The sequence below is a fragment of the Streptomyces sp. NPDC046866 genome (genome assembly GCF_040704625.1).
In the GTDB taxonomy this organism is placed as follows: Bacteria; Actinomycetota; Actinomycetes; order Streptomycetales; family Streptomycetaceae; genus Streptomyces.
Map to the genome: position 1 here is coordinate 117,842 of NZ_JBEYXN010000001.1, position 18,023 is coordinate 135,864.

17 protein-coding genes and 1 tRNA gene are annotated in these 18,023 nt (G+C 73.4%); 4 read left to right on the forward strand and 14 right to left on the reverse strand.

All coding sequences use genetic code 11. The features are described 5' to 3' along the window. Positions 1-40: 40 nt before the first annotated feature. From AB0953_RS00575 to AB0953_RS00630, 12 genes are all read right to left on the reverse strand, one after another. Positions 41-1,207 (reverse strand): lipid-transfer protein, encoded by a 1,167-nt coding sequence (locus AB0953_RS00575; protein WP_366857142.1) that lies wholly within the window; start codon positions 1,205-1,207, stop codon positions 41-43. Beyond that, entirely contained in the window at positions 1,204-1,617 is a 414-nt protein-coding gene (locus AB0953_RS00580) for a MaoC family dehydratase (RefSeq protein ID WP_366857143.1), read from the reverse strand. Before AB0953_RS00580 ends, AB0953_RS00575 begins: the two co-directional genes overlap by 4 nt. Beyond that, positions 1,614-2,663 carry an acyl-CoA dehydrogenase family protein gene (locus AB0953_RS00585; protein WP_366857144.1) on the reverse strand — a complete coding sequence of 350 codons (1,050 nt, stop codon included), beginning with the start codon at positions 2,661-2,663 and terminating at the stop codon, positions 1,614-1,616. The genes AB0953_RS00580 and AB0953_RS00585 overlap by 4 nt, the downstream gene beginning before the upstream one ends. Continuing rightward, positions 2,663-3,652, reverse strand: a complete 990-nt coding sequence (locus AB0953_RS00590) for an OB-fold domain-containing protein (protein ID WP_366857145.1) — start codon at positions 3,650-3,652, stop codon at positions 2,663-2,665. Before AB0953_RS00590 ends, AB0953_RS00585 begins: the two co-directional genes overlap by 1 nt. Further along, positions 3,649-4,806 (reverse strand): acyl-CoA dehydrogenase family protein, encoded by a 1,158-nt coding sequence (locus tag AB0953_RS00595; RefSeq protein ID WP_366857146.1) that lies wholly within the window; start codon positions 4,804-4,806, stop codon positions 3,649-3,651. The genes AB0953_RS00590 and AB0953_RS00595 overlap by 4 nt, the downstream gene beginning before the upstream one ends. 394 nt (positions 4,807-5,200) lie before the next feature. Beyond that, positions 5,201-5,632 carry a DUF6344 domain-containing protein gene (locus AB0953_RS00600; RefSeq protein ID WP_366857147.1) on the reverse strand — a complete coding sequence of 144 codons (432 nt, stop codon included), beginning with the start codon at positions 5,630-5,632 and terminating at the stop codon, positions 5,201-5,203. A gap of 200 nt (positions 5,633-5,832) precedes the next feature. Then, positions 5,833-5,917, reverse strand: a tRNA-Ser gene (locus AB0953_RS00605). Positions 5,918-5,956: 39 nt separating this feature from the next. Further along, a complete protein-coding gene (locus tag AB0953_RS00610) occupies positions 5,957-6,913 on the reverse strand; it encodes a peptidase (RefSeq protein WP_366857148.1) in 957 nt (318 codons plus the stop codon). 173 nt (positions 6,914-7,086) lie between these two features. Further along, positions 7,087-8,145: a putative sulfate exporter family transporter gene (locus AB0953_RS00615; protein ID WP_366857149.1), complete on the reverse strand. Its 1,059-nt coding sequence runs from the start codon at positions 8,143-8,145 to the stop codon at positions 7,087-7,089. Further along, positions 8,145-8,705 (reverse strand): cysteine dioxygenase family protein, encoded by a 561-nt coding sequence (locus AB0953_RS00620; protein WP_366857150.1) that lies wholly within the window; start codon positions 8,703-8,705, stop codon positions 8,145-8,147. Before AB0953_RS00620 ends, AB0953_RS00615 begins: the two co-directional genes overlap by 1 nt. Positions 8,706-8,796: 91 nt before the next feature. Continuing rightward, a complete protein-coding gene (locus AB0953_RS00625; RefSeq protein ID WP_366857151.1) occupies positions 8,797-9,702 on the reverse strand; it encodes a LysR family transcriptional regulator in 906 nt (301 codons plus the stop codon). A gap of 104 nt (positions 9,703-9,806) precedes the next feature. Continuing rightward, entirely contained in the window at positions 9,807-11,351 is a 1,545-nt protein-coding gene (locus AB0953_RS00630) for a trypsin-like peptidase domain-containing protein (RefSeq protein WP_366857152.1), read from the reverse strand. A 221-nt stretch (positions 11,352-11,572) separates the two neighbouring features. On the opposite strand from AB0953_RS00630, the gene AB0953_RS00635 reads away from it, so the two are divergent. The 3 genes from AB0953_RS00635 (at position 11,573) to AB0953_RS00645 (ending at position 14,180) form a co-directional block, all read left to right on the forward strand. Next, complete coding sequence (locus AB0953_RS00635; RefSeq protein WP_366857153.1) at positions 11,573-12,373, forward strand: glycerophosphodiester phosphodiesterase; 801 nt, start codon at positions 11,573-11,575, stop codon at positions 12,371-12,373. 85 nt (positions 12,374-12,458) lie between these two features. Continuing rightward, on the forward strand, positions 12,459-13,061 hold the full coding sequence (locus AB0953_RS00640; protein WP_366857154.1) for an ATP-binding protein: 603 nt from the start codon (positions 12,459-12,461) through the stop codon (positions 13,059-13,061). A gap of 144 nt (positions 13,062-13,205) precedes the next feature. Continuing rightward, entirely contained in the window at positions 13,206-14,180 is a 975-nt protein-coding gene (locus tag AB0953_RS00645) for a DUF5926 family protein (protein ID WP_366857155.1), read from the forward strand. A gap of 180 nt (positions 14,181-14,360) precedes the next feature. On the opposite strand, the gene AB0953_RS00650 is transcribed toward AB0953_RS00645, so the two are convergent. Further along, positions 14,361-14,573: a hypothetical protein gene (locus tag AB0953_RS00650; RefSeq protein ID WP_366857156.1), complete on the reverse strand. Its 213-nt coding sequence runs from the start codon at positions 14,571-14,573 to the stop codon at positions 14,361-14,363. 642 nt (positions 14,574-15,215) lie between these two features. After that, on the reverse strand, positions 15,216-15,950 hold the full coding sequence (locus AB0953_RS00655; RefSeq protein ID WP_366857157.1) for a bifunctional DNA primase/polymerase: 735 nt from the start codon (positions 15,948-15,950) through the stop codon (positions 15,216-15,218). Between the two features lie 406 nt (positions 15,951-16,356). Between AB0953_RS00655 and AB0953_RS00660 the strand changes: the two genes are divergently transcribed. Next, a complete protein-coding gene (locus AB0953_RS00660) occupies positions 16,357-17,988 on the forward strand; it encodes a PP2C family protein-serine/threonine phosphatase (RefSeq protein WP_366857158.1) in 1,632 nt (543 codons plus the stop codon). Positions 17,989-18,023: the final 35 nt, after the last annotated feature.

Here is an 18,023-nt window from a genome sequence, read left to right on the forward strand (position 1 = left end):
CTCCTGAAGGTGGAGGAGGCGGGGCGGCCGGCGGCGGGCTTCAGCCGTCGGCGCCGAGGATCAGCCCCGAGGTCGGCACTCCGGTCCCCGCCGTGACCAGGGCGTGGGCGGCGCCGCCGACCTGGTTGACGGAGGTGCCCCGCAGCTGGCGGACGGCCTCGGCGATGCCGTTCATGCCGTGCAGGTACGCCTCCCCGAGCTGTCCGCCGTGCGTGTTGAGCGGCAGGGCGCCGGCGGCCACGAAGTCGGCGGCCTCGCCCGGCTTGCAGAAGCCGAACTCCTCCAGCTGCATCAGCACGAACGGCGTGAAGTGGTCGTAGAGGATGGCGACGTCGATGTCCGAGGGCCGCAGTCCACTGGTCCGCCACAGCTGCCGGGCGACCACGTCCATCTCGGGCAGACCGGTGAGGTCCTCGCGGTAGAAAGAGGTCATGGCCTCCTGCCGGCGGGCCGCGCCCTGGGCGGCGGCCGTGATCACCGCGGGTGCCTGCCGCAGGTCGCGGGCCCGCTCGGTGGTGGTGACGACGAGCGCCTGGCCGCCGTCGGTCTCCTGGCAGCAGTCCAGCAGTCGCAGCGGTTCGACGATCCAGCGGGAGGCGGCGTGGTCGGCGAGGGTGATGGGCTTGCCGTGGAACCAGGCGGCGGGGTTGTTGGCCGCGTGCCGGCGGGCGGTGACCGCGACGTGGCCGAACGCCTCCGGGGTGAGGCGGTGGGTGTACAGGTAGCGCTGCGCGGCCATGGCCACCCAGGAGGCGGGGGTGAGCAGCCCCCACGGCAGCGACCAGCCGAGGGCGGCGCCCTCCGCCGACGGCTCGCGCTGCTGGACCCCGGAGCCGAAGCGGCGGCCGGAGCGCTCGTTGAAGGCGCGGTAGCAGACCACGACCTCTGCGATCCCGGTGGCGACGGCGAGTGCGGCCTGCTGGACGGTGGCGCAGGCCGCGCCGCCGCCGTAGTGGATGCGGGAGAAGAACGAGAGGTCCCCGATGCCGGCGGCCTGGGCGACCGTGATCTCGGGGCTGGTGTCCATGGTGAAGGTGACCATGCCGTCGACATCGGCGGGGGTGAGGCCGGCGTCGTCGAGGGCGGCGTGCACGGCCTCGACGGCGAGCCGCAGCTCGCTGCGGCCGGAGTCCTTGGAGAACTCGGTCGCGCCGATGCCGGCGATGGCGGCGCGCCCGCCGAGCGCGTCGCGGGTCCGCACGCTCATGCCCCGCCTCCTCGGGATGCCGGCGCCGACCCGGGGAGCGCGACCGTCACGGTTCCGGTGACGTGGTGGCCGATGCCGTTGGCTCCGACGATGCGGATCTCGGCCGTCTCCCCGTCGAGGGCCGTGACGGTGCCGGTCAGGGTCATGGTGTCGCCCGGGTAGTTCGGGGCGCCCAGCCGGATGGACACGGCGCGCAGCACGGCCCGAGGGCCGAGGTGGTCGGTGACGTACCGGCCGACCAGGCCGTTGGTGGTCAGGATGTTCATGAAGATGTCGGGAGAGCCCTTCTCGCGCGCGAGTGAGGCGTCGTGGTGCACGTCCTGGTAGTCGCGGGAGGCGATCGCGCCCGCAACGATCAGGGTGCGGGTGATCGGGATCTCCAGCGGCGGCAGCGCGTCGCCGACGTTCATGTGTCGTCCCCCTCGGATGCGGTTGCCTCGGACACGAGTGCGCCCAGTTCGGCGAGCAGTTCGCTGCCGCAGCCCAGGTAGGCGTCCAGCTGGCGTCCCCACAGGAAGTGCCGGTGGACGGGATGGTCGAGGTCGGCCCCCGTGCCGCCGTGCAGGTGCTGTCCGGCGTGGACGACCCGCTTGCCCGCCTCCGAGGCCCACCAGGCCGCGGTCAGGGCGTGCCCGCGGGCCGGGAGCCCCTCGTCGATGCGCCAGGCGGCCTCGTACGCGGTGACCCGGATCGCCTCCGTGTCCATGTGCGCGTCGGCCGCCCGCAGCATGACCCCCTGGTTCGTGGAGAGCGGCCGGCCGAACTGCTCACGGGTGGAGGTGTGGGCGGCGGCACGGGCCACGGAGCCGGCGCAGACCCCTGCCTGGAGCCCGGCGAAGGCGGTACGGGCCGCGGCGAGGACCTCCTCGTACGCCTCCGGGCCGCCCAGGCGCTCGGCCTCGGCTCCGGTGAGGGTGAGGCGCCCCGCGGACCAGGGGGCGGTGGTCTCCACGGGAGCCGTGTCCACGCCGGGCGCGTCCGTCCGTACGAGCCACAGGGCCCGGTCGGCGTCGGGCACCAGCACATGGGTGGCGTCGCGCAGCCAGGGCACGGCGGGGGCGGAGCCGGTGAGCCGGACGCCGGCGCGGGCGCTGAACCGGCCCCGGTGGGGGAAGGCACCGGTGGCGACCGCCTCGCCGCTGCCGAAGGCGGGCAGCAGGCGGGACCGCTGATCGGCCGAGCCGTGCGCGGCGACGGGGAGGACCCCGTACGCGCAACTGGCGGCATAGGGGACCTGCGCGGTCGTGCGGCCCTGCTCCTCCAGCAGCAGGACCAGGCCGAGCAGGCCGATGTCCTCGACCGCGGCGATCAGGCCGGAGCCGGCCAGCGCCTTCCAGAGCTCGGCGTCACTGCCGGTGCCGGCCGCGGCGAGGCGGTCGTGGGTGGACAGGTCGCCGAAGATGCGGGCGGCGAGTGCCGCCGCGGCGGCCTGCTCCTCGGTGGGGCGGAAGTCCATCAGCCCTCGCTTCCTCGGAAGACCGGCAGTTCCAGGTCCTCGTCGACCCGGAGGAACTCCAGCCGGACGGGCAGTCCGATGCGGACCCGGTCGTGGGGGATGCCGGTGATGTTGGTGATCATGCGGACCCCCTCGGCGAGTTCGACGAGGGCGACGGCGTACGGGGGGTCGAAGGCCGGGAACGGCGGATGGTGCATGACGACGTGGCTGAAGACCGTGCCCTCCCCGCAGGCCTCGACGGTGTCCCAGTCGAGGGAGGCGCAGGTGTTGCAGCCGGGCAGCCAGGGGAAGCGGAGGGTCGAGCAGGCGGTGCAGCGCTGGATCAGCAGCCTGTGCTCGCGAACGCCCTCCCAGAAGCCCTGGTTGTCGCGGTTGACGACGGGGCGGGGACGGCGTGGCGCGGGCTGTGGCTGCGGCTGCGGCTGTGCGGCCGGACCCGCCGCCGGCTGCTGCCCCGGGGGGCGGGCGGCCGGTGCGTACTTGAGGATGCGGAAGCGGTGGGTTCCGGCGGGCTCGCCGCCGGCGCGGACGTCCATGCGGGTGGTCACGAAGTGGCCGGTGCCCAGCTTCGTCGTCTTGCGCGGCGACACGGACTCGATGACGGCGTCGAAGGTGATCTCGTCGCCGGGGCGGAGCGGCCGCAGGTACTCCTGCTCGCAGTCGGTGGCGACCACGGAGGTGCAGCCGGCGCTGTCGAGGAGGGCGAGGAGTTCGTCGTACGCCGAGGAGCGGTCGCCGTGGCCCGACAGCCCGCCCATCGTCCAGGCCTGGAGCATGGTGGCCGGGGCGACGGCGTCCGGACCGGTGTAGGCGGGGTTGGTGTCGCCCATCGCCTCGCACCAGTGGCGGATCATCGGCCCGTTGACCGGGTCCTTGCCCCGGCCGCCGGTCGCGGCGGGCCGGCCCTCGAAAGCCCTGAGGAGCTCGTGGAAGCGGGCTGCCGCCGCCTCCCCGGTCCCGTCCGCGGTGCCGGACGCCGTGGCGCTCATCGCTTCCGCCCCTTCATGCCGAGCCGCGTCATGGCGACGATCTCCCGCTGGACCTCGCTGACCCCGCCGCCGAAGGTGTTGATCTGGGCGGCCCGGTTCATCCGCTCCAGCTCGCCGCCCGCGAAGGCACCGGGCCCCGGACCCCGTACGAGGGCCTCCTCGCCCACCACCTCCTGGCAGATCCGGTACACCTCGACGGCGGACTCGGTGCCGAGGAACTTCACTCCGCTGGCGTCACCGGGGGCCAGGGTGCCGCCGCCCACGTCCTGGACGAGGCGCCAGTTGAGGAGGCGTACGGCGGCCAGCCGGGCGTGTGCCTCGGCGAGCCGGGACCGCACCCAGGGGCGGTCGGCGGGGCGTTCGCCGGTGTCCGGGTCGGGGGTCCGGGCGTGGCGCAGGGCGGCCGCGTAGAAGTCCTCCGCCTGCATGCCGATGGCGGCGAGGGCGACCCGCTCGTGGTTGAGCTGGTTGGTGATCAGGCTCCAGCCGCCGTGCTCGGGGCCGACCAGGTTGGCTGCGGGCACGCGGATCTCGTCGTAGTACGTGGCCGTGGTCGTCAGGCCGCCGACCGTCTCGATCGGGGTCCACGAGAACCCGGGCGCGTCGGTGGGCACGAGGATGATCGAGATGCCGCGGTGCTTGGGGGCCGCGGGGTCGGTGCGGCAGGCGAGCCAGATCCAGTCGGCGTTCTGGGCGTTGGAGGTGAAGACCTTCTGCCCGTCGATCACCCAGTCGGCTCCGTCCCGTACCGCCCGCGTGCGCAGGGCGGCCAGGTCGGTGCCGGCGCCGGGCTCGGAGTACCCGATGGCGAAGACGGTCTCGCCGCTGAGGATGCGGGGCAGGAACCGCTCCTTCTGCTCCTGGGTGCCGTACTTCATCAGGGTCGGCCCGACGGTGTTGAGGGTGACCATGGAGACGGGTGCACCGGCCCGGTAGGCCTCGTCGAAGAACACGAACTGCTCCTCGGCCCCGCGGCCCCGGCCGCCGTACTCGGCGGGCCAGCCGAGGCCGAGCAGTCCGTCGGCACCGATGCGGCGCAGCAGGGTGCGCTGGGCGGCCGGATCCTCGGGGACGCCGTCCGGGAGGAGGTCGTGGAAGTACGCGCGCAGTTCGGCGCGGAGCCGCAACTGGCCTTCGGTCGGGGCGAGGTGCACGGTGCTGGCCTCCCGGCGTCGCGTCGCATCGACGAGTGGACCTGACTGTCCGTCAGATTCCCTGCGGGTGTCAAGGCGTAGGCCGGGAGCCGCGCACACCAGCGGGGGCGCCCGCGCCACCGGACCGGTCCACACCACGGCCGGACACCGGGCCACACGTCCCTTCGGGGCGATGTCCTCCGGACATGCCGAAAGGGGCCGCTGCCTCCGGGAACCCCGCGTCTCCCGTGCCTGCGGCCCTGCCATGCCAAGCCAAGCTTCACGCCCCCTGCACGCCTGCCGCGCGCCTCCGCGCCCCCTCGCGCCCTGCCTGCCCCGCTCCCGGGGCTCATGACCGGTGCTGTGCGCGGTCGCTCCGCCGCCGCACCCGTCCGCCCGCGTGCGCGGTACGGCCCTATGCCACGAGCGCGAGCCCGTCACGGCCGAGGGCGGGGCCGGCGACCAGGGCCGGGGCGGTGACAGGAAGACCGGAAGGGGCCGGCAGCACCGCAGCCGCGGGAGCCGGGTCAGCGGCGGCGAAGGCAGCGGGCGCGGCGGAGCGGCGGACGGAAGGGGAGGCCCCGTGCGCCTCGGCGCCGATCCGCTGCTTGATCGTCGGCGGGAGCGAGCCGCCCCGCACCAGCGCCCGCCAGGTCCGCCGGGCGAGTGGCCGGCGCACGGAGGAGGGGGCGCCGGAGCAGAGGCCGGCGGCTGCCGAGCCGGCGCCGGGCGCGGCGGCGGCCGCCGGGGCGACGACCCGCCCGCGGAACCCGAGAACGGCGAGGAGCGCCATGACCGCAGCGACCACTGCGGTCCGGACCGTGGTGAAGGTGATGCGCTGAGCCATGGCGGGGTGCCTCGATTCGCGATGTTCCGACGGGCGGATCTGCATACATTCGCCATGATGTGTCCGCAACCGGAGTGCTCCCACCCCGCGCGCCGATCTTCCGACAAACACCACCCGAAAGGCCGAGCCCCACCGCGAACGGCAAAGGGGCGCCCCGTACGGGGCGCCCCTCTCGGCCGGACGTCTGCGCCGACCTGGTGCGGTGGGTGTGGGATTTGAACCCACGGTGGCTTGCGCCACGACGGTTTTCAAGACCGTTCCCTTAGGCCGCTCGGGCAACCCACCTGGCCGGTACAGAGTACCGGGAGGTGGGAGGCGCTGGGGTCAGGAATTCTGGGCCTTGTCGTAGGCGGCCTTCGCCTCGTTGCCGAAGTACGGGCCGAACATCCGGTTCGGCAGGAAGTTGTAGCCGAAGCTGTTCACGGAGACCTGGGTGCCCAGGCCGGTGGCCTCGTTGAAGTCCTGGAACCAGGGGCCGCCGCTGGAGCCGCCCGTCATGTTGCAGCCCAGGCTGTGGTCCTTGGTGAGCAGGAAGTCCTTGCCCGTGTTGCCGCTGCAGTAGATCAGCTTCTTGCCGTCGTAGGGCGAGGCCGCCGGGAAGCCGAACGAGTACATCTTCTTGTTGTAGCCGCCGTTGAACAGGATGCCCTGGGCGCCGACGACCTGACTGAGCTTCTGCCCGTTCAGCGGGGCGACGACGGCGAGGCCGACGTCCATGTTCATGTCCTCGCTCGCGGCCCACTGGTCCGTGGCGAAGGTCTTGGTGGCCGACCACTGGCCGTAGGGAGCGTTGCCGTCGTCGTAGGCCGGGACGAAGATCCAGTTGGTGTGCCAGGCGCCCTGGTACTTCACGCAGTGACCGGCGGTGATCACCGTGCTGCCGTTGGCGCTGGTGATGGAGTCGCCCGAGCAGGAAGCGGTCCGGTCTCCGAAGGTGAAGAACACCCGGCCCGAGGTCTTCACCACCGCACCGCCGCCCGTCCACGCGCCGCCCGCCTGGGGGAACGCCGTCGGGGAGGCGGCCGCGGACGGCGCCGTGGGCGCGATCCGCGTGGCGTCCGCCGAGGTCGCGACCGGGACGCGCCCCGTACCCGGCGCCGCCACCACGTCCAGCGGAGTGGCGCCCCGCATCCGCTCGGCGGTCCAGAAGCCCGGAGTGTGCTGCGGGCGGAACGAGGCCGGGGCGTCGGCCGCGGCCGCAGGGCCGGCCGCCGTGAGCGCGCCCGCGATCAGGGCGCCCGCCGCCAGGAGGACCGATGCTGCCGTGCGATGACGATTCACGCATGACTCCTTCTGCCGCGCCCGGTCCGTTCGGGGCCGGGCAGGGGTGGGGGTGAAGAGCTGTCGGTGCGGATCGGCCGCAGGGTCGCACGTGCGGCACGAGAAGTCAGGAGACGGTCGGAACGTTCGGTCGGTTCCGGCCAGGAATTGGCCAAGTCCCTTCCGGTGTCCGGTCATACGGTCAGCAGCACTCCGGCGTACGAGACCCCGGCCACCACGATCCAGGCCCCGAGCCCGAGCAGGGCGGCCCGGCCGCCGGTCCGCGCCATGGAGGGCAGGTCGACCGCGCTGCCCAAGCCGAACAGGGCGGCGGCAAGGAGGAGTTCCTGGGCGGTGTGCGCCCAGTCCAGGGCCGCCGCGGGCAGCACTCCCGTGGCGCGCAGGGCGGCCGCGGCCTGGAACCCGGCCACGAACAGCGGCACCGGCGCCGGGCGGCGCCCCGACTCGGTGCGCACCCCGGTGCGGCGGGCCCGGAGGGAGAAGGCGACGGCCGCCACCAGGGGGGCCAGCAGGGCCACCCGCATCAACTTGACCAGCACCGCCTCGCCCAGGGCGTCCGGGCCGGCGGTCTGGGCGGTCGCCACCACCTGGCCCACGTCGTGGACGCTCGCCCCGACCCACCGCCCGAAGGCGGCGTCCGAGAGCCCGAGGGGATCCTGGAGCAGCGGGAGGACCGCGATGGCCAGCGTCCCGCAGAGGGTCACGAGCGCCACCGAGGCGGCCACGTCCTCCTCGTCGCTGCCCGACACCTGGCTGACCGCCCCGATCGCCGAGGCCCCGCAGATCGAGTAGCCGGTGGCGATCAGCAGCGGCTGGTCCCCCGGCAGCCCGAGTCGGCGGCCCAGCCAGAGCGTGCCGAGGAAGGTCGCCGCGACCACGGCCGCCACCATGGCCACCGTGGCCCAGCCCAGTCGCAGCACCTGGTCCAGGCCCAGGCCGAGGCCGAGCAGGACGATGCCGATCCGCATCAGCCGGCGGCCGGCCAGCGACAGGCCCGGGCGGCCGGCGCCGCGTACGGTCGCCCGTACCCCGGGGAGGTGGGCGGCGGTGATGCCGAGGACCACCGAGGCGGTCAGCATCGGGATCCCCGGCACGAGCCCGTGCACTCCCCAGGCGACGGCGACACCGGCGGCCGCCATCGCCAACCCGGGCCAACTGGACGGTGTTTCACGTGAAACCGTGCCGGTGCGGGCACTTCCGGCCGTGCGCACCGGGCGGTTGAGCAGCGCCATCAGTCGGCGGGAAGGGTGTAGACGCGGCGGACGCTGCTGCCCAGGCGGCTGACGTCGGCCCCGTAGACGTGGATCGAAATGGCCTTGGTGCGACAGGAGTTGCGCACTTTGTGAATGTCGCCGGGAGGGGCGAAGCCGCAGACCTCGCCGACACCGTTGACGACCTGCTCGGTGGCCACCAGGCGGGCGCCGGTGTCTCCGGTCGCGGGCGCGAGCCGGTAGCGCAGCTCGCTCTCCTCGCCCTCGTGCACCCCGGCCACGCACCAGGACACGTGGTCGTGGATGGCGGTCTCCTGGCCGGGCAGCCATACCAGCGCCACGACGGAGAAGCTGCCGTCCGCCTCGGCGTGCAGCACGTGCTGGCGGTACCGGTCGGGGCTTCCCACACACTGCTCGGGCGTGAGCAGGTCGGGGGCGGCCAGGTGCGGGGCGAGGCGCTCGCCCACCAGGTACGCGGTCAGGTCCGGGGCCAGCCCCCGGTCCACGACCGTGCGTATCTCACGGACGAGGGCGGACATCCTCGCGGTCGTCCGGGTCGGTGTCGTGGTCGTGGTGGTCATAAGGGCAGCGTCGAGGAGCCGACCCATCACGTCCAACGACAGTTCTTACCTGAAATCCCAAGCAGGGCTTATGAATTCAGCGTCCCGCCGGTCAGCAGCCGATGCGGTTCGAGGCCACGACCCTGAGGGCTTCGAGCACCACCGCAGTCGCCGGTATCCGCAGGTGGTCGCGGTAGACGTAGGCGGCGATGTGGCGGCGGGCGGCCGGTTGGAGCGCACGCCCGCACACCCGGGTCAGCGAGAGCGAGGGCAGCACGAGGGCGGGCATCATCGCCACGCCGAGGCCCTGCCCGACCATGCTCTGCACCACCAGGTTGTCGTCCGTGGCGAAGCGGATGTCGGGCACGAAGCCGAGCTCGGCGCACTCGTGCAGCAGATTGGCGCGGCAGCGCGGGCAGCCGGCGATCCAGCGCTCCTCCGCGAGGTCGGCCAGGTGCACGGCACGGCGGCGGGCGAGCGGGTGGCCGGTCGGGAGCAGCACCGTGAGCTGGTCCTCCAGCAGCCTGACCTCGGCCACCTCCTCCGGGATCTCCTCGTGGAGCCCGGGATAGGTGAAGGCCAGGGTGATGTCGCACTGGCCGCGCTCCAGTCGGCGCAGCGAATCCGGCGGCTCGCCCTCCAGCAGCTCGACCTGGATGCCCGGATGGTCCTTGGCGAGGCTGCTGAGGGCTTCCGGGACGAGGGTGGCGTTGGCGCTGGGGAAGCCGCACAGCCGCACCCGCCCGGTACGCAGGCGCGCGTACGCCTTGAGCTGGGCCTCTGCGGCGGTGAGGCTGCCGAGGATGGATTCGGCGTGCCGGGCCAGGGACTGCCCGGCCTCGGTGAGCTGCATCCTGCGGCCGACGCGGGTGAACAGGGGGGTGCCGACCGCGCGTTCCAGCGCCTTCATCTGCTGGGTGATCGCGGGCTGGGTGTAGCCGAGGACACGGGCGGCCGCCGAGTACGAACCGGAGGCGACCACTTCGTGGAATGTACGGATGTGCCGCGAATCGAACACACGGGAAGCATAAGCGGACGTTGGGAGGGGCCGTAGGCGGAATCCCGCCCACGGCCCCTCACCATCCGGCCACCGGCCGCCGGCCGCCCGGCGGGCGTCGGCGGCTACTTGTCGCCGACGCGCGAGCCGAGCGTGATGTCCACGGTGGTCGGCTTGCCGTCGCGCACGTACGTCAGCTTCACGACGTCGCCCGGCTTGTGCGTCCAGATCTCGCTGATGAGGGTCGGGCCGCTGTCGATCGGCCGGTCGCCGAACCGGGTGATGATGTCACCGGGCTTCAGGCCCGCCTTGCCGGCCGGGCCGTTGGGGTCGACCAGCTCCTCCGGCGGCGCGCCCTGTTCGGAGATCTTGGCACCGTCGACCTTGGACTGGAGGTCCACGGACACCGAGATGACGGGGTAGACCGGCTTGCCCGTCTTGATCAGCGATTCGGCGACGTTCTTCGCCTGGTTGATCGGGATGGCGAAGCCGAGGCCGATCGAACCCGCCTGGCCGCCGCCGAGGCCGCTGCTGCCCGCGGACTGGATCGCGGAGTTGATGCCGATGACCGCGCCGCGGCCGTCGAGCAGGGGGCCGCCGGAGTTGCCCGGGTTGATCGAGGCGTCCGTCTGCAGGGCGCTCATGTACGAGCTCTTGCCGCCGGAGCCGTCCCCGGAGGCCACCGGGCGGTCCTTGGCGCTGACGATGCCGGTGGTCACCGTGTTGGACAGGCCGAACGGCGCGCCGATGGCGATGGTGGGATCACCGACCGCGACCTTGTCGGAGTCGCCGAGCGGGAGGGGCTTGAGCCCCGACGGCGGGTTCTTCAGCTTGATCACGGCCACGTCGTAGCCCTGGGCCCGGCCGACGACCTCGGCGTCGTACTTCTTGCCGTCGGAGAAGGTCGCGGAGAGCTTGCCGCCGTTCGCGGCGGAGGCGACCACGTGGTTGTTGGTGAGGATGTGGCCCTGCTGGTCGTAGATGAAGCCGGTGCCGGTGCCGCCCTCGCCGTCGCCCGCGGACGCCTGGATGGTGACGACGCTGGGCAGTGCGGAGGCCGCGAGTCCCGCGATGGAGCCGGGCTCGCGCTTGAGGTCCTTCGGGGTGTTCCCCGCGGTGATCGTCGTCGAGGCGTAGCCGTTGTGGTCGTTCCGCTCGGCGGCCCAGTAGCCGACCCCGCCGCCGACGCCGCCCGCGAGGAGGGCCGCGACCAGGACGGCGGCGATGAGCCCGCCCCTGCCCTTCCGCCCGGCCGGGGGAGCCCCGTCGGCCGGGGGTGCGCCCCAGCCGCCGCCGTGGCCGCCGCCCGCCCCGTACGCCGGGACCGCGGGCGGCGGGGGCGGCCAGCCCTCCGCGCCGTGGGCCCCATGGGCCTGCGCCGGGTATGGGTGCGGGGCCGCCGGAGCCTGGGCGTGGGCCTGCGCGTAGCCCGGAGCCTGGGCCGGGGCCGGCGGGATCTGCTGCGCGGGCTCGGTTCCGGGAGCGGGCGTCGGCGGCAGCTGCTGGGTCGCCGGCTCGGCGGGCAGCGCAGCAGGGGCCGGGGCCGGAACCGCCGGGGCCTCGGCGGGCGCGGCCGGCGCGGGCGTCTTGGAAGCGGGCGCGGCGACCGGGGGTGCGGACGGGGCCGCGGGGGGCGTCGGGGCCGCGTTGCCCTCGTTCTCGGTGCTCACAGCGCTCTCTCCTCGTCACACACGACTTCGTACAACCAACGTTTCGGCCCAGCTGAACGTTCGAAGAGCCTCACAAGTTCCAGGGAAAGCGTTCCCCATCACCCGTCAGAGCACTGTAAGCCGGACCTGTGCGTCTCCCCCATCCTTTATCTCCGGCATTTCGGTCGCATCCGCACGCCGGGACCCGCCGTCCGGGGCCCGGGCGGTGGCACCATGACCCGGTGACCCATGCAACGCCGCCGCCCATCCAGGTCGTCGCCCACCGCGGCGCTTCGGAGGACGCCCCCGAGCACACGCTGGCCGCCTACCGCAGAGCCATCGAGGACGGCGCCGACGCCCTCGAATGCGATGTCCGGCTCACCGCCGACGGCCATCTGGTCCTGGTGCACGACCGCCGGGTCAACCGCACCTCCAACGGCCGCGGCGCCGTCTCCGCCCTGGAGCTGGCGGACCTCGCCGCCCTCGACTTCGGCTCGTGGAAGGACCGCGAGGAGTCCCCCGACTGGGACGCCGACCCCGACCGCACCTCCGTACTGACCCTGGAGCGGCTGCTGGAACTGGTCGCCGACGCCGGACGGCCGGTGCAGCTCGCCATCGAGACGAAGCACCCGACGCGCTGGGCCGGACAGGTGGAGGAGCGCCTCCTCTTCCTCCTCAAGCGGTTCGGCCTGGACGCCCCGCCGTCCGAGGGCCCGCACCCCGTCCGCGTCATGAGCTTCTCCGCCCGCTCCCTCCACCGGGTCCGGGCCGCGGCGCCGACCGTCCCGACCGTGTACCTCATGCAGTTCGTCTCCCCGCGCATGCGCGACGGCCGGCTGCCGGCCGGTGTACGGATCGCCGGCCCGGGCATGCGGATCGTACGCAACCACCCCGGCTACGTCCGCAGGCTCCAGAAGGCCGGCCACTCGGTCCACGTGTGGACCGTGAACGAGCCGGAGGACGTTCAGCTCTGCGCTGATCTGGGTGTAGAAGCGATCATCACGAACAGGCCACGGCAGGTTCTGTCACAGCTCGGGCGCTGACGTCCCGGTTTGCACACCCGCCCCGCGGGTCGCGTGCGTGACTGGGTGTGCCCCGGCGCATCCGCTCCGCAACCGCTGGTCATGAATGCGTCAGAGGGCTCCGCTCCACCGGTTTCCGGCCCAGGCCAGGGGGGCATCCAGACCATGGCGTGGGACTAAGGAGGTTCCGGGGGTGGCGTTGGTGGTGGCACAGGAAGTGCCCACTTCGTCGTGCATGGACGTACGCCATGGTCCTGCGGGCGTGGGTGAGGCGAGACACCGGATGCGGGAGCAGCTGCGCATCAGCGGGGTGTCCGAACCGGTCGTCGACGACGCCGTGCTGATCCTTTCAGAACTGCTCAGCAACGCCTGCCGGCACGGCAGACCGCTGGGCGCGGGAGAGATCGGGGACGGGGAGATCCGGGCCGCGTGGCGCATCGACCAGGCGGGGCGGCTGACGGTCGAGGTGACGGACGGAGGCGGTCCCACCCGGCCCGTTCCGGCCACGCCCTCGGTCACCGCGCACGGCGGCCGCGGACTGAACATCATCAGTGCCCTCGCGCAGGACTGGGGCGTCCGGGACGGAGCGGCGGGTGAGGTCACCGTGTGGGTGATCGTCGCGTGCGGGCCCCGCCACGACGATTTCGCTACGCGCGTTGCGGCCCCGGTCATCGACTTCACCGCGGCCTTCGACGACCTGGATCCCTGACCGGATCCGCCTCATCCGCACACGCGGCCGACCGGGAGCGCACGCCGACCGTGCTCCCGGCCGCACCACGGTTGCGGCGGTGCGAACGGCTAGGCTCACGCCCAGACGCAACAGCCGTACCGCCGCAACCGGGAGTCACGCACGATGGCCAAGAAGCGCCCCGCAGCCAGGACTGCAAAGCCGCAGATCGACAACGGGGAGATCCCGGTGGTGGGCGCCCGTGAGCCCTGTCCCTGCGGGTCCGGCCGCCGCTACAAGGCCTGCCACGGCGCGGCCGCCTCGCACGCCGCCACCGCGCACGTGCAGCGCCCGTTCGAGGGCCTGCCGAACGAGTGCGACTGGGTGGCGCTGCGCGAGCTCGTGCCCGCGGCCACCGTCCCGCTCTCGCTCAAGGGCGGCCTGCCCGAGGGCGTCCCCTCCGTCACGCTGGTGACCGTGCTGCCCATGGCCTGGCCGGCGCTGCGCCGCGAGGACGGCTCCGTCCTGCTCGCCCTGCAGAACGACTCCACCACCGGGGACCTCGCCCGCGACATGGCCGACACCCTGGAGCGCGCGCTCGCCACGGAACCGGGCAATCCCGTTCCGGGCCGCCGGGTTCCGGCCGAGGGTCCGCGACTTCAGGATCTCCTGGACACGGACGGCGTTTTCGAGCCGGTTGTGCACAGCGGCTTCGAATTCTGGATTCCGGATGCGGAGACCGCCCAGAACGCCTCCCCGGAGATCGCCGCCTCCCTCGAGCGCGCCAACGCCGCCGCCATCCCCACCGTCAAGCTGGCCGGTGTGGACGCGGCCTACTGGTGCGAGACCCCGGACAAGAACCACCTGCGCTGGGTCATGCCGCACCCCGAGGAGAAGCTGCTCGACGCCCTGGCGCGGCTGCACGCGGCGGGCACCTCCTCCCTCGGCGAAGGCACCCGGCTCGTGGGCTCCTTCCGGGCGCACGGGCTGATGGTCCCGGTGTGGGACCTGCCCACCGGCATGAGCGCCCAGGACGTGGAGAAGCCGGCCGCCGAGTTCGCGGAGCGACTGGCCACGGCCCTGGCCTCGGACGCCCCGCTGACCGCGGAGGAGCGCCGGGCGCGGGGCGGGCTCACCAACCGCCAGGTCACGCTGAGCTGAGCGGGAGCGGCCTCCAGGAGCGGTGACCCGAGTCACAACTCCCGCTAATCGCCTGCAAATCGGTGTCTGAATATCAGAGATCGAATTTGCGAACAGGCGATCTCTTGTTACCGTTCTTGTAGCCCGGTCGCTGGTGCATCCCCCGTCGCCAGCGACCGGGCCCTTCCATTTCGGGCCGGGTCAACCCTCGGCCGGTGCCGGTGAGTTGCTCCCGGACCGCAGCAGCAGATGCCCCTCGTCGTGCGGAGCCGCGTACTCCGCCACCGCCGAGTAGGCGTCCTGCGGCCCTGCCGAGGGCTCCCGCGGCGTCTCGCACAGCCCCGGCTCGTCCCCCGGCCCCAGCGCGCAGCGGATCTGGACCGTGTGCCCGGCCGGACCCATCACCGACAGCACCGCGTCCAGGGGGCGGCCGCTGGTGTTGCGGTAGTAGCTGCGCCCCCATGTCCGCCCCTCGGCGGCCAGGACGCACGTCTGTGCCTCCAGCCCCTCGGGGGACGAGAGTTCGGGTCCGCACCGCGAGTCGGTACGGGGCTGTTCGGGCGTCCCGGGCTCCGCCGGGGCGGCCGATTCCGGCGCCCCCGGGGCAGCGGTGCCGCCGTCCCCGCCGGACCGCTGCGCCGCTCCGCCCGGCCGGCCGTCGGCCGCGGCGGCGGCTGACGGCGTACGGGAACGGCCCGGAGCGCCGGAAGAAGAGCCCGGAGATCCGGACGAGCCGGAAGAAGAGCCGGAAGAGCCGGAAGAGCCGGAACGGCCCGCGGGGTCGGCAAACCCGAGCGACGAGAGCAACCCCCCGCCTTTTCCGTCATCCTGGCCGGCGAAATCCGGTCCGGCGATCGCTCCTGCCAGCGGGAGCGACAAGATGATCAGCACACCGGCGCCGATACCGATCAAGCGGAGATTCATTCGGCGAACATAGCGATGCAGGAATGGGGCACGGAGATCCCCGCGCCCAATTCCCTTGGAAACGCGTCGCGCTGGCACCCGTACGAGTGATCCGGAGGGGTCCGGTCTCACCGGCGGGCGCTGCGCAGCCGCTCAGTACGCGAGCCGGCTGCCCCCGCCGGACGCCCCGCTGCTCGCCTCGACGAGTGCGTCCACCACGGCCTCGACCTCGGGCAGCCACAGGCTCCCGGTGCCCGCCGGCTCGCGCTCCCAGCGGACCTGTCCGCCGCCGGACGCGGGCGAGGGCGGCAGCAGCAGGTACCCGCCCTCGCCGTGGAAGCGCAGCGCGGAGGGCACGTGGTCCTTGGCGTAGAGCAGTTCGCCGAGCCGCTCCAGCGAGTACGGCGCCACCAGCAGCGACCAGCGGGTGGGCGTGGCGGCGATCGGGCCGAGCCGCATGCCCTGCGCGTCCAGCCGTACGACGGCCCGCGCGGCCGCGGCGGCGGGCAGGCTCACCGCGCACGGTGCGGAGCCGCCGGTGGCGAGCAGGAGGGGGGCGCCCGGCCGGCGGGTCCACCACCACGCCACCATCCGGGGGTCGGTGGTGGCCGCGAGCAGACCGGGGTCGAAGGGGTGCGCACCGGGCACGGGGCAGTCGGGGTCGGGGCAGGCGCACCGGGCGCCGTCGGGCCCGCCACCGGCCCGGCCGACACCGGGGAGAACGGGCCACTGCCAGACGGAGGCGCAGGTCAGCGCCGTGTCGAGAAGGGACGGATCCGGGGAAGCCGAGGCGGGGGAAGCCGGGTCGCCGCTCTGCACCGCGGCGGGCCGAAGGGTTTTCAGGCGGTTGCGGAGCCGCTGGAGACGCCTTCCGAGGATCTCGCGCATGAGCGCTCGTTCCTTTCCGTTGAACGCCGAGGGCCACATCACACCATGTAAGCGGTGTCTCACCACACGTACACGTTTCGCGTCACTGTCCGCCAGAAGCAGGTTCACACGGTTCGTGCAGTTTTCTTACGGGTTCATGAAACGTCCGGCGGGGCGGAACGCGACCCGCGCCGGCGCCGGGACCGGCTGCCGCTGCTGAGGACGGCGGCCCGTGCCGGGCGGTTCCCGGCGGATGCCGGGCTGCGCCAACTGTCCCCGGGCATCACGGACTACGTACCCGGGGCCACTTCTGCGCTTGACCAGTCGATCCCAAAAACCATCCTCCGTCAGCTTTTTCCGGCCAAGTTCTAGCCTTGGCTGGACGGTGAGTTGCTGCCTCACGGACACCAGGATTCCCAGCGGGACAATGCTGGACATCGATCCTCGTGTGCGTGTAGATGTGGATTCATTGATGGCGGCGCAGCACGATCTGGGGGTTTGCGATGCTATATGGCGAATCGCACCAGGTGGAAAGGCGGACGCCATGAGCGCCCCGCATCTGCCGAAAGTGGCTGGAATCGATCCAGCAGTCACAGCGGTCCCGCACACTACGGCACCCGCGCCGATCCGAACCGCCCCCGCACCGGCCGCGGCCCCCGCCCCGAGCACGCTCATCCAGGACCGGCTCGCGGGCATGGTCTCCGACCTGACCACCCTCCACGAACTGACCGAGCGACTCGCCCGCGCCTGCGACCTCGAGTCCTCGCTCCAGGAGTTCCTGCGCGCCGGAGCCGCCCTCGTCGGCGCCCGCCGCGGCCTGATCGTCCTCGAACCCTCCGACGGCCTCGGCCCCACCACCACCATCGGCCTCGGCCTCGGCCGCGCGGACCTCGGGCACATCGAGACCGTGCCGCGCGCCGCGACCTCCTACGGCCGCATCCTCGACGGACTCCCCGACGCCCACGGCGGCTCCGAGGTGCTCCCGGAACCGGACGCCGCTCCCGGCATCGGCGGGTACGGCGCCCCCGTGGACCCGCGGCACCGGGAGGTCGCCGCCCGGCTGGGCTACGGCGCCAGCTACGCCCTGCCCCTGACCGCCGAGGCCACCGGGCGCCTCGGCGCGGCCGTCTGGCTCTACGACGAGCAGGCCGAACCGAACGACCGCCAGCGCGACCTCGCCGGACTCTACGTCCGCCACGCCGCCGAGCACCTGGCCCGGATGCTGGAGGTGGAACGGTCCCGCAGCCGCCTTGCCACCGTCGCCGAGGAGTTGCTGCCCAGCCGGCTGCCCCGCATCCCCGGGGTCCAGCTCGCCGCCCGCCACCACACCGGGCCGCGGGGCGGCGGCGACTGGTACGACGCGCTGCCGCTGCCCGAGGGGGCCCTCGGGCTCGCCGTCGGCTCCGTCACCGGCGGCGGGCCCAGCGCCGTCGCCGCGATGGGCCGGCTGCGGGCCTCCCTGCGGGCGTACGCCGTCATGGAGGGCGAGGACCCCGTCGCCGTCCTGTCCGACCTCGAACTGCTGCTGCGGCTGACCGAGCCCGCGCGCTGCGCCACCGCCCTGTTCGCGTACTGCGAGCCGGCGCAGCGCAAGATCCTCCTGGCGGGAGCCGGGCACGCCCCGCCGCTGGTGGTCGGCGAGCGGCGCACGGAGTACGTGGAGACCTCGCTGTCGGCGCCGCTCGGGATGCTGTCCTGCTGGGAGGCGCCGAGCGTGGAGATCGACGCCGCGCCAGGAGAAACGGTGCTGCTGTACACCGACGGGCTGCTGCGGCGCACCGGCGATGCGATGGACCGGGCCTACTCCCGGCTGCACGCGGCAGCGGCGGCGGCGCCCCGCGGCGTCCGCGAGGATCCGGCGGCGCTGTGCGACCACGTCCTGCGGGCGGTGCTGCCCGACGGCGACCCGGCTCTGGCGGCCGCTGCGGGCCCGGCGGGCGGTGTGCCGGCCGCGGCGTCCGCCGTCCCCGTGGCGCTCGGCTTCCCCGCCCCCGCGGTCGGGGGCCGTACGGTGCACGGAGAGGAGGACATCGTCCTGCTGGCCGCCCGCTTTGACTGATTTGTCACATCTGCTGCCGGGCGTCTTCCCCTCGC

Coding starts and splice junctions, on each gene's coding strand:
- AB0953_RS00575 (WP_366857142.1), bottom strand. CDS start 1,207: ATGAGCGTGCGGACCCGCGACGCGCTCGGCGGGCGCGCCGCCATCGCC.
- AB0953_RS00580 (WP_366857143.1), bottom strand. CDS start 1,617: ATGAACGTCGGCGACGCGCTGCCGCCGCTGGAGATCCCGATCACCCGC.
- AB0953_RS00585 (WP_366857144.1), bottom strand. CDS start 2,663: ATGGACTTCCGCCCCACCGAGGAGCAGGCCGCCGCGGCGGCACTCGCC.
- AB0953_RS00590 (WP_366857145.1), bottom strand. CDS start 3,652: ATGAGCGCCACGGCGTCCGGCACCGCGGACGGGACCGGGGAGGCGGCG.
- AB0953_RS00600 (WP_366857147.1), bottom strand. CDS start 5,632: ATGGCTCAGCGCATCACCTTCACCACGGTCCGGACCGCAGTGGTCGCT.
- AB0953_RS00615 (WP_366857149.1), bottom strand. CDS start 8,145: ATGGCGCTGCTCAACCGCCCGGTGCGCACGGCCGGAAGTGCCCGCACC.
- AB0953_RS00620 (WP_366857150.1), bottom strand. CDS start 8,705: ATGACCACCACGACCACGACACCGACCCGGACGACCGCGAGGATGTCC.
- AB0953_RS00640 (WP_366857154.1), top strand. CDS start 12,459: ATGCGTCAGAGGGCTCCGCTCCACCGGTTTCCGGCCCAGGCCAGGGGG.
- AB0953_RS00645 (WP_366857155.1), top strand. CDS start 13,206: ATGGCCAAGAAGCGCCCCGCAGCCAGGACTGCAAAGCCGCAGATCGAC.
- AB0953_RS00655 (WP_366857157.1), bottom strand. CDS start 15,950: ATGCGCGAGATCCTCGGAAGGCGTCTCCAGCGGCTCCGCAACCGCCTG.
- AB0953_RS00660 (WP_366857158.1), top strand. CDS start 16,357: ATGCTGGACATCGATCCTCGTGTGCGTGTAGATGTGGATTCATTGATG.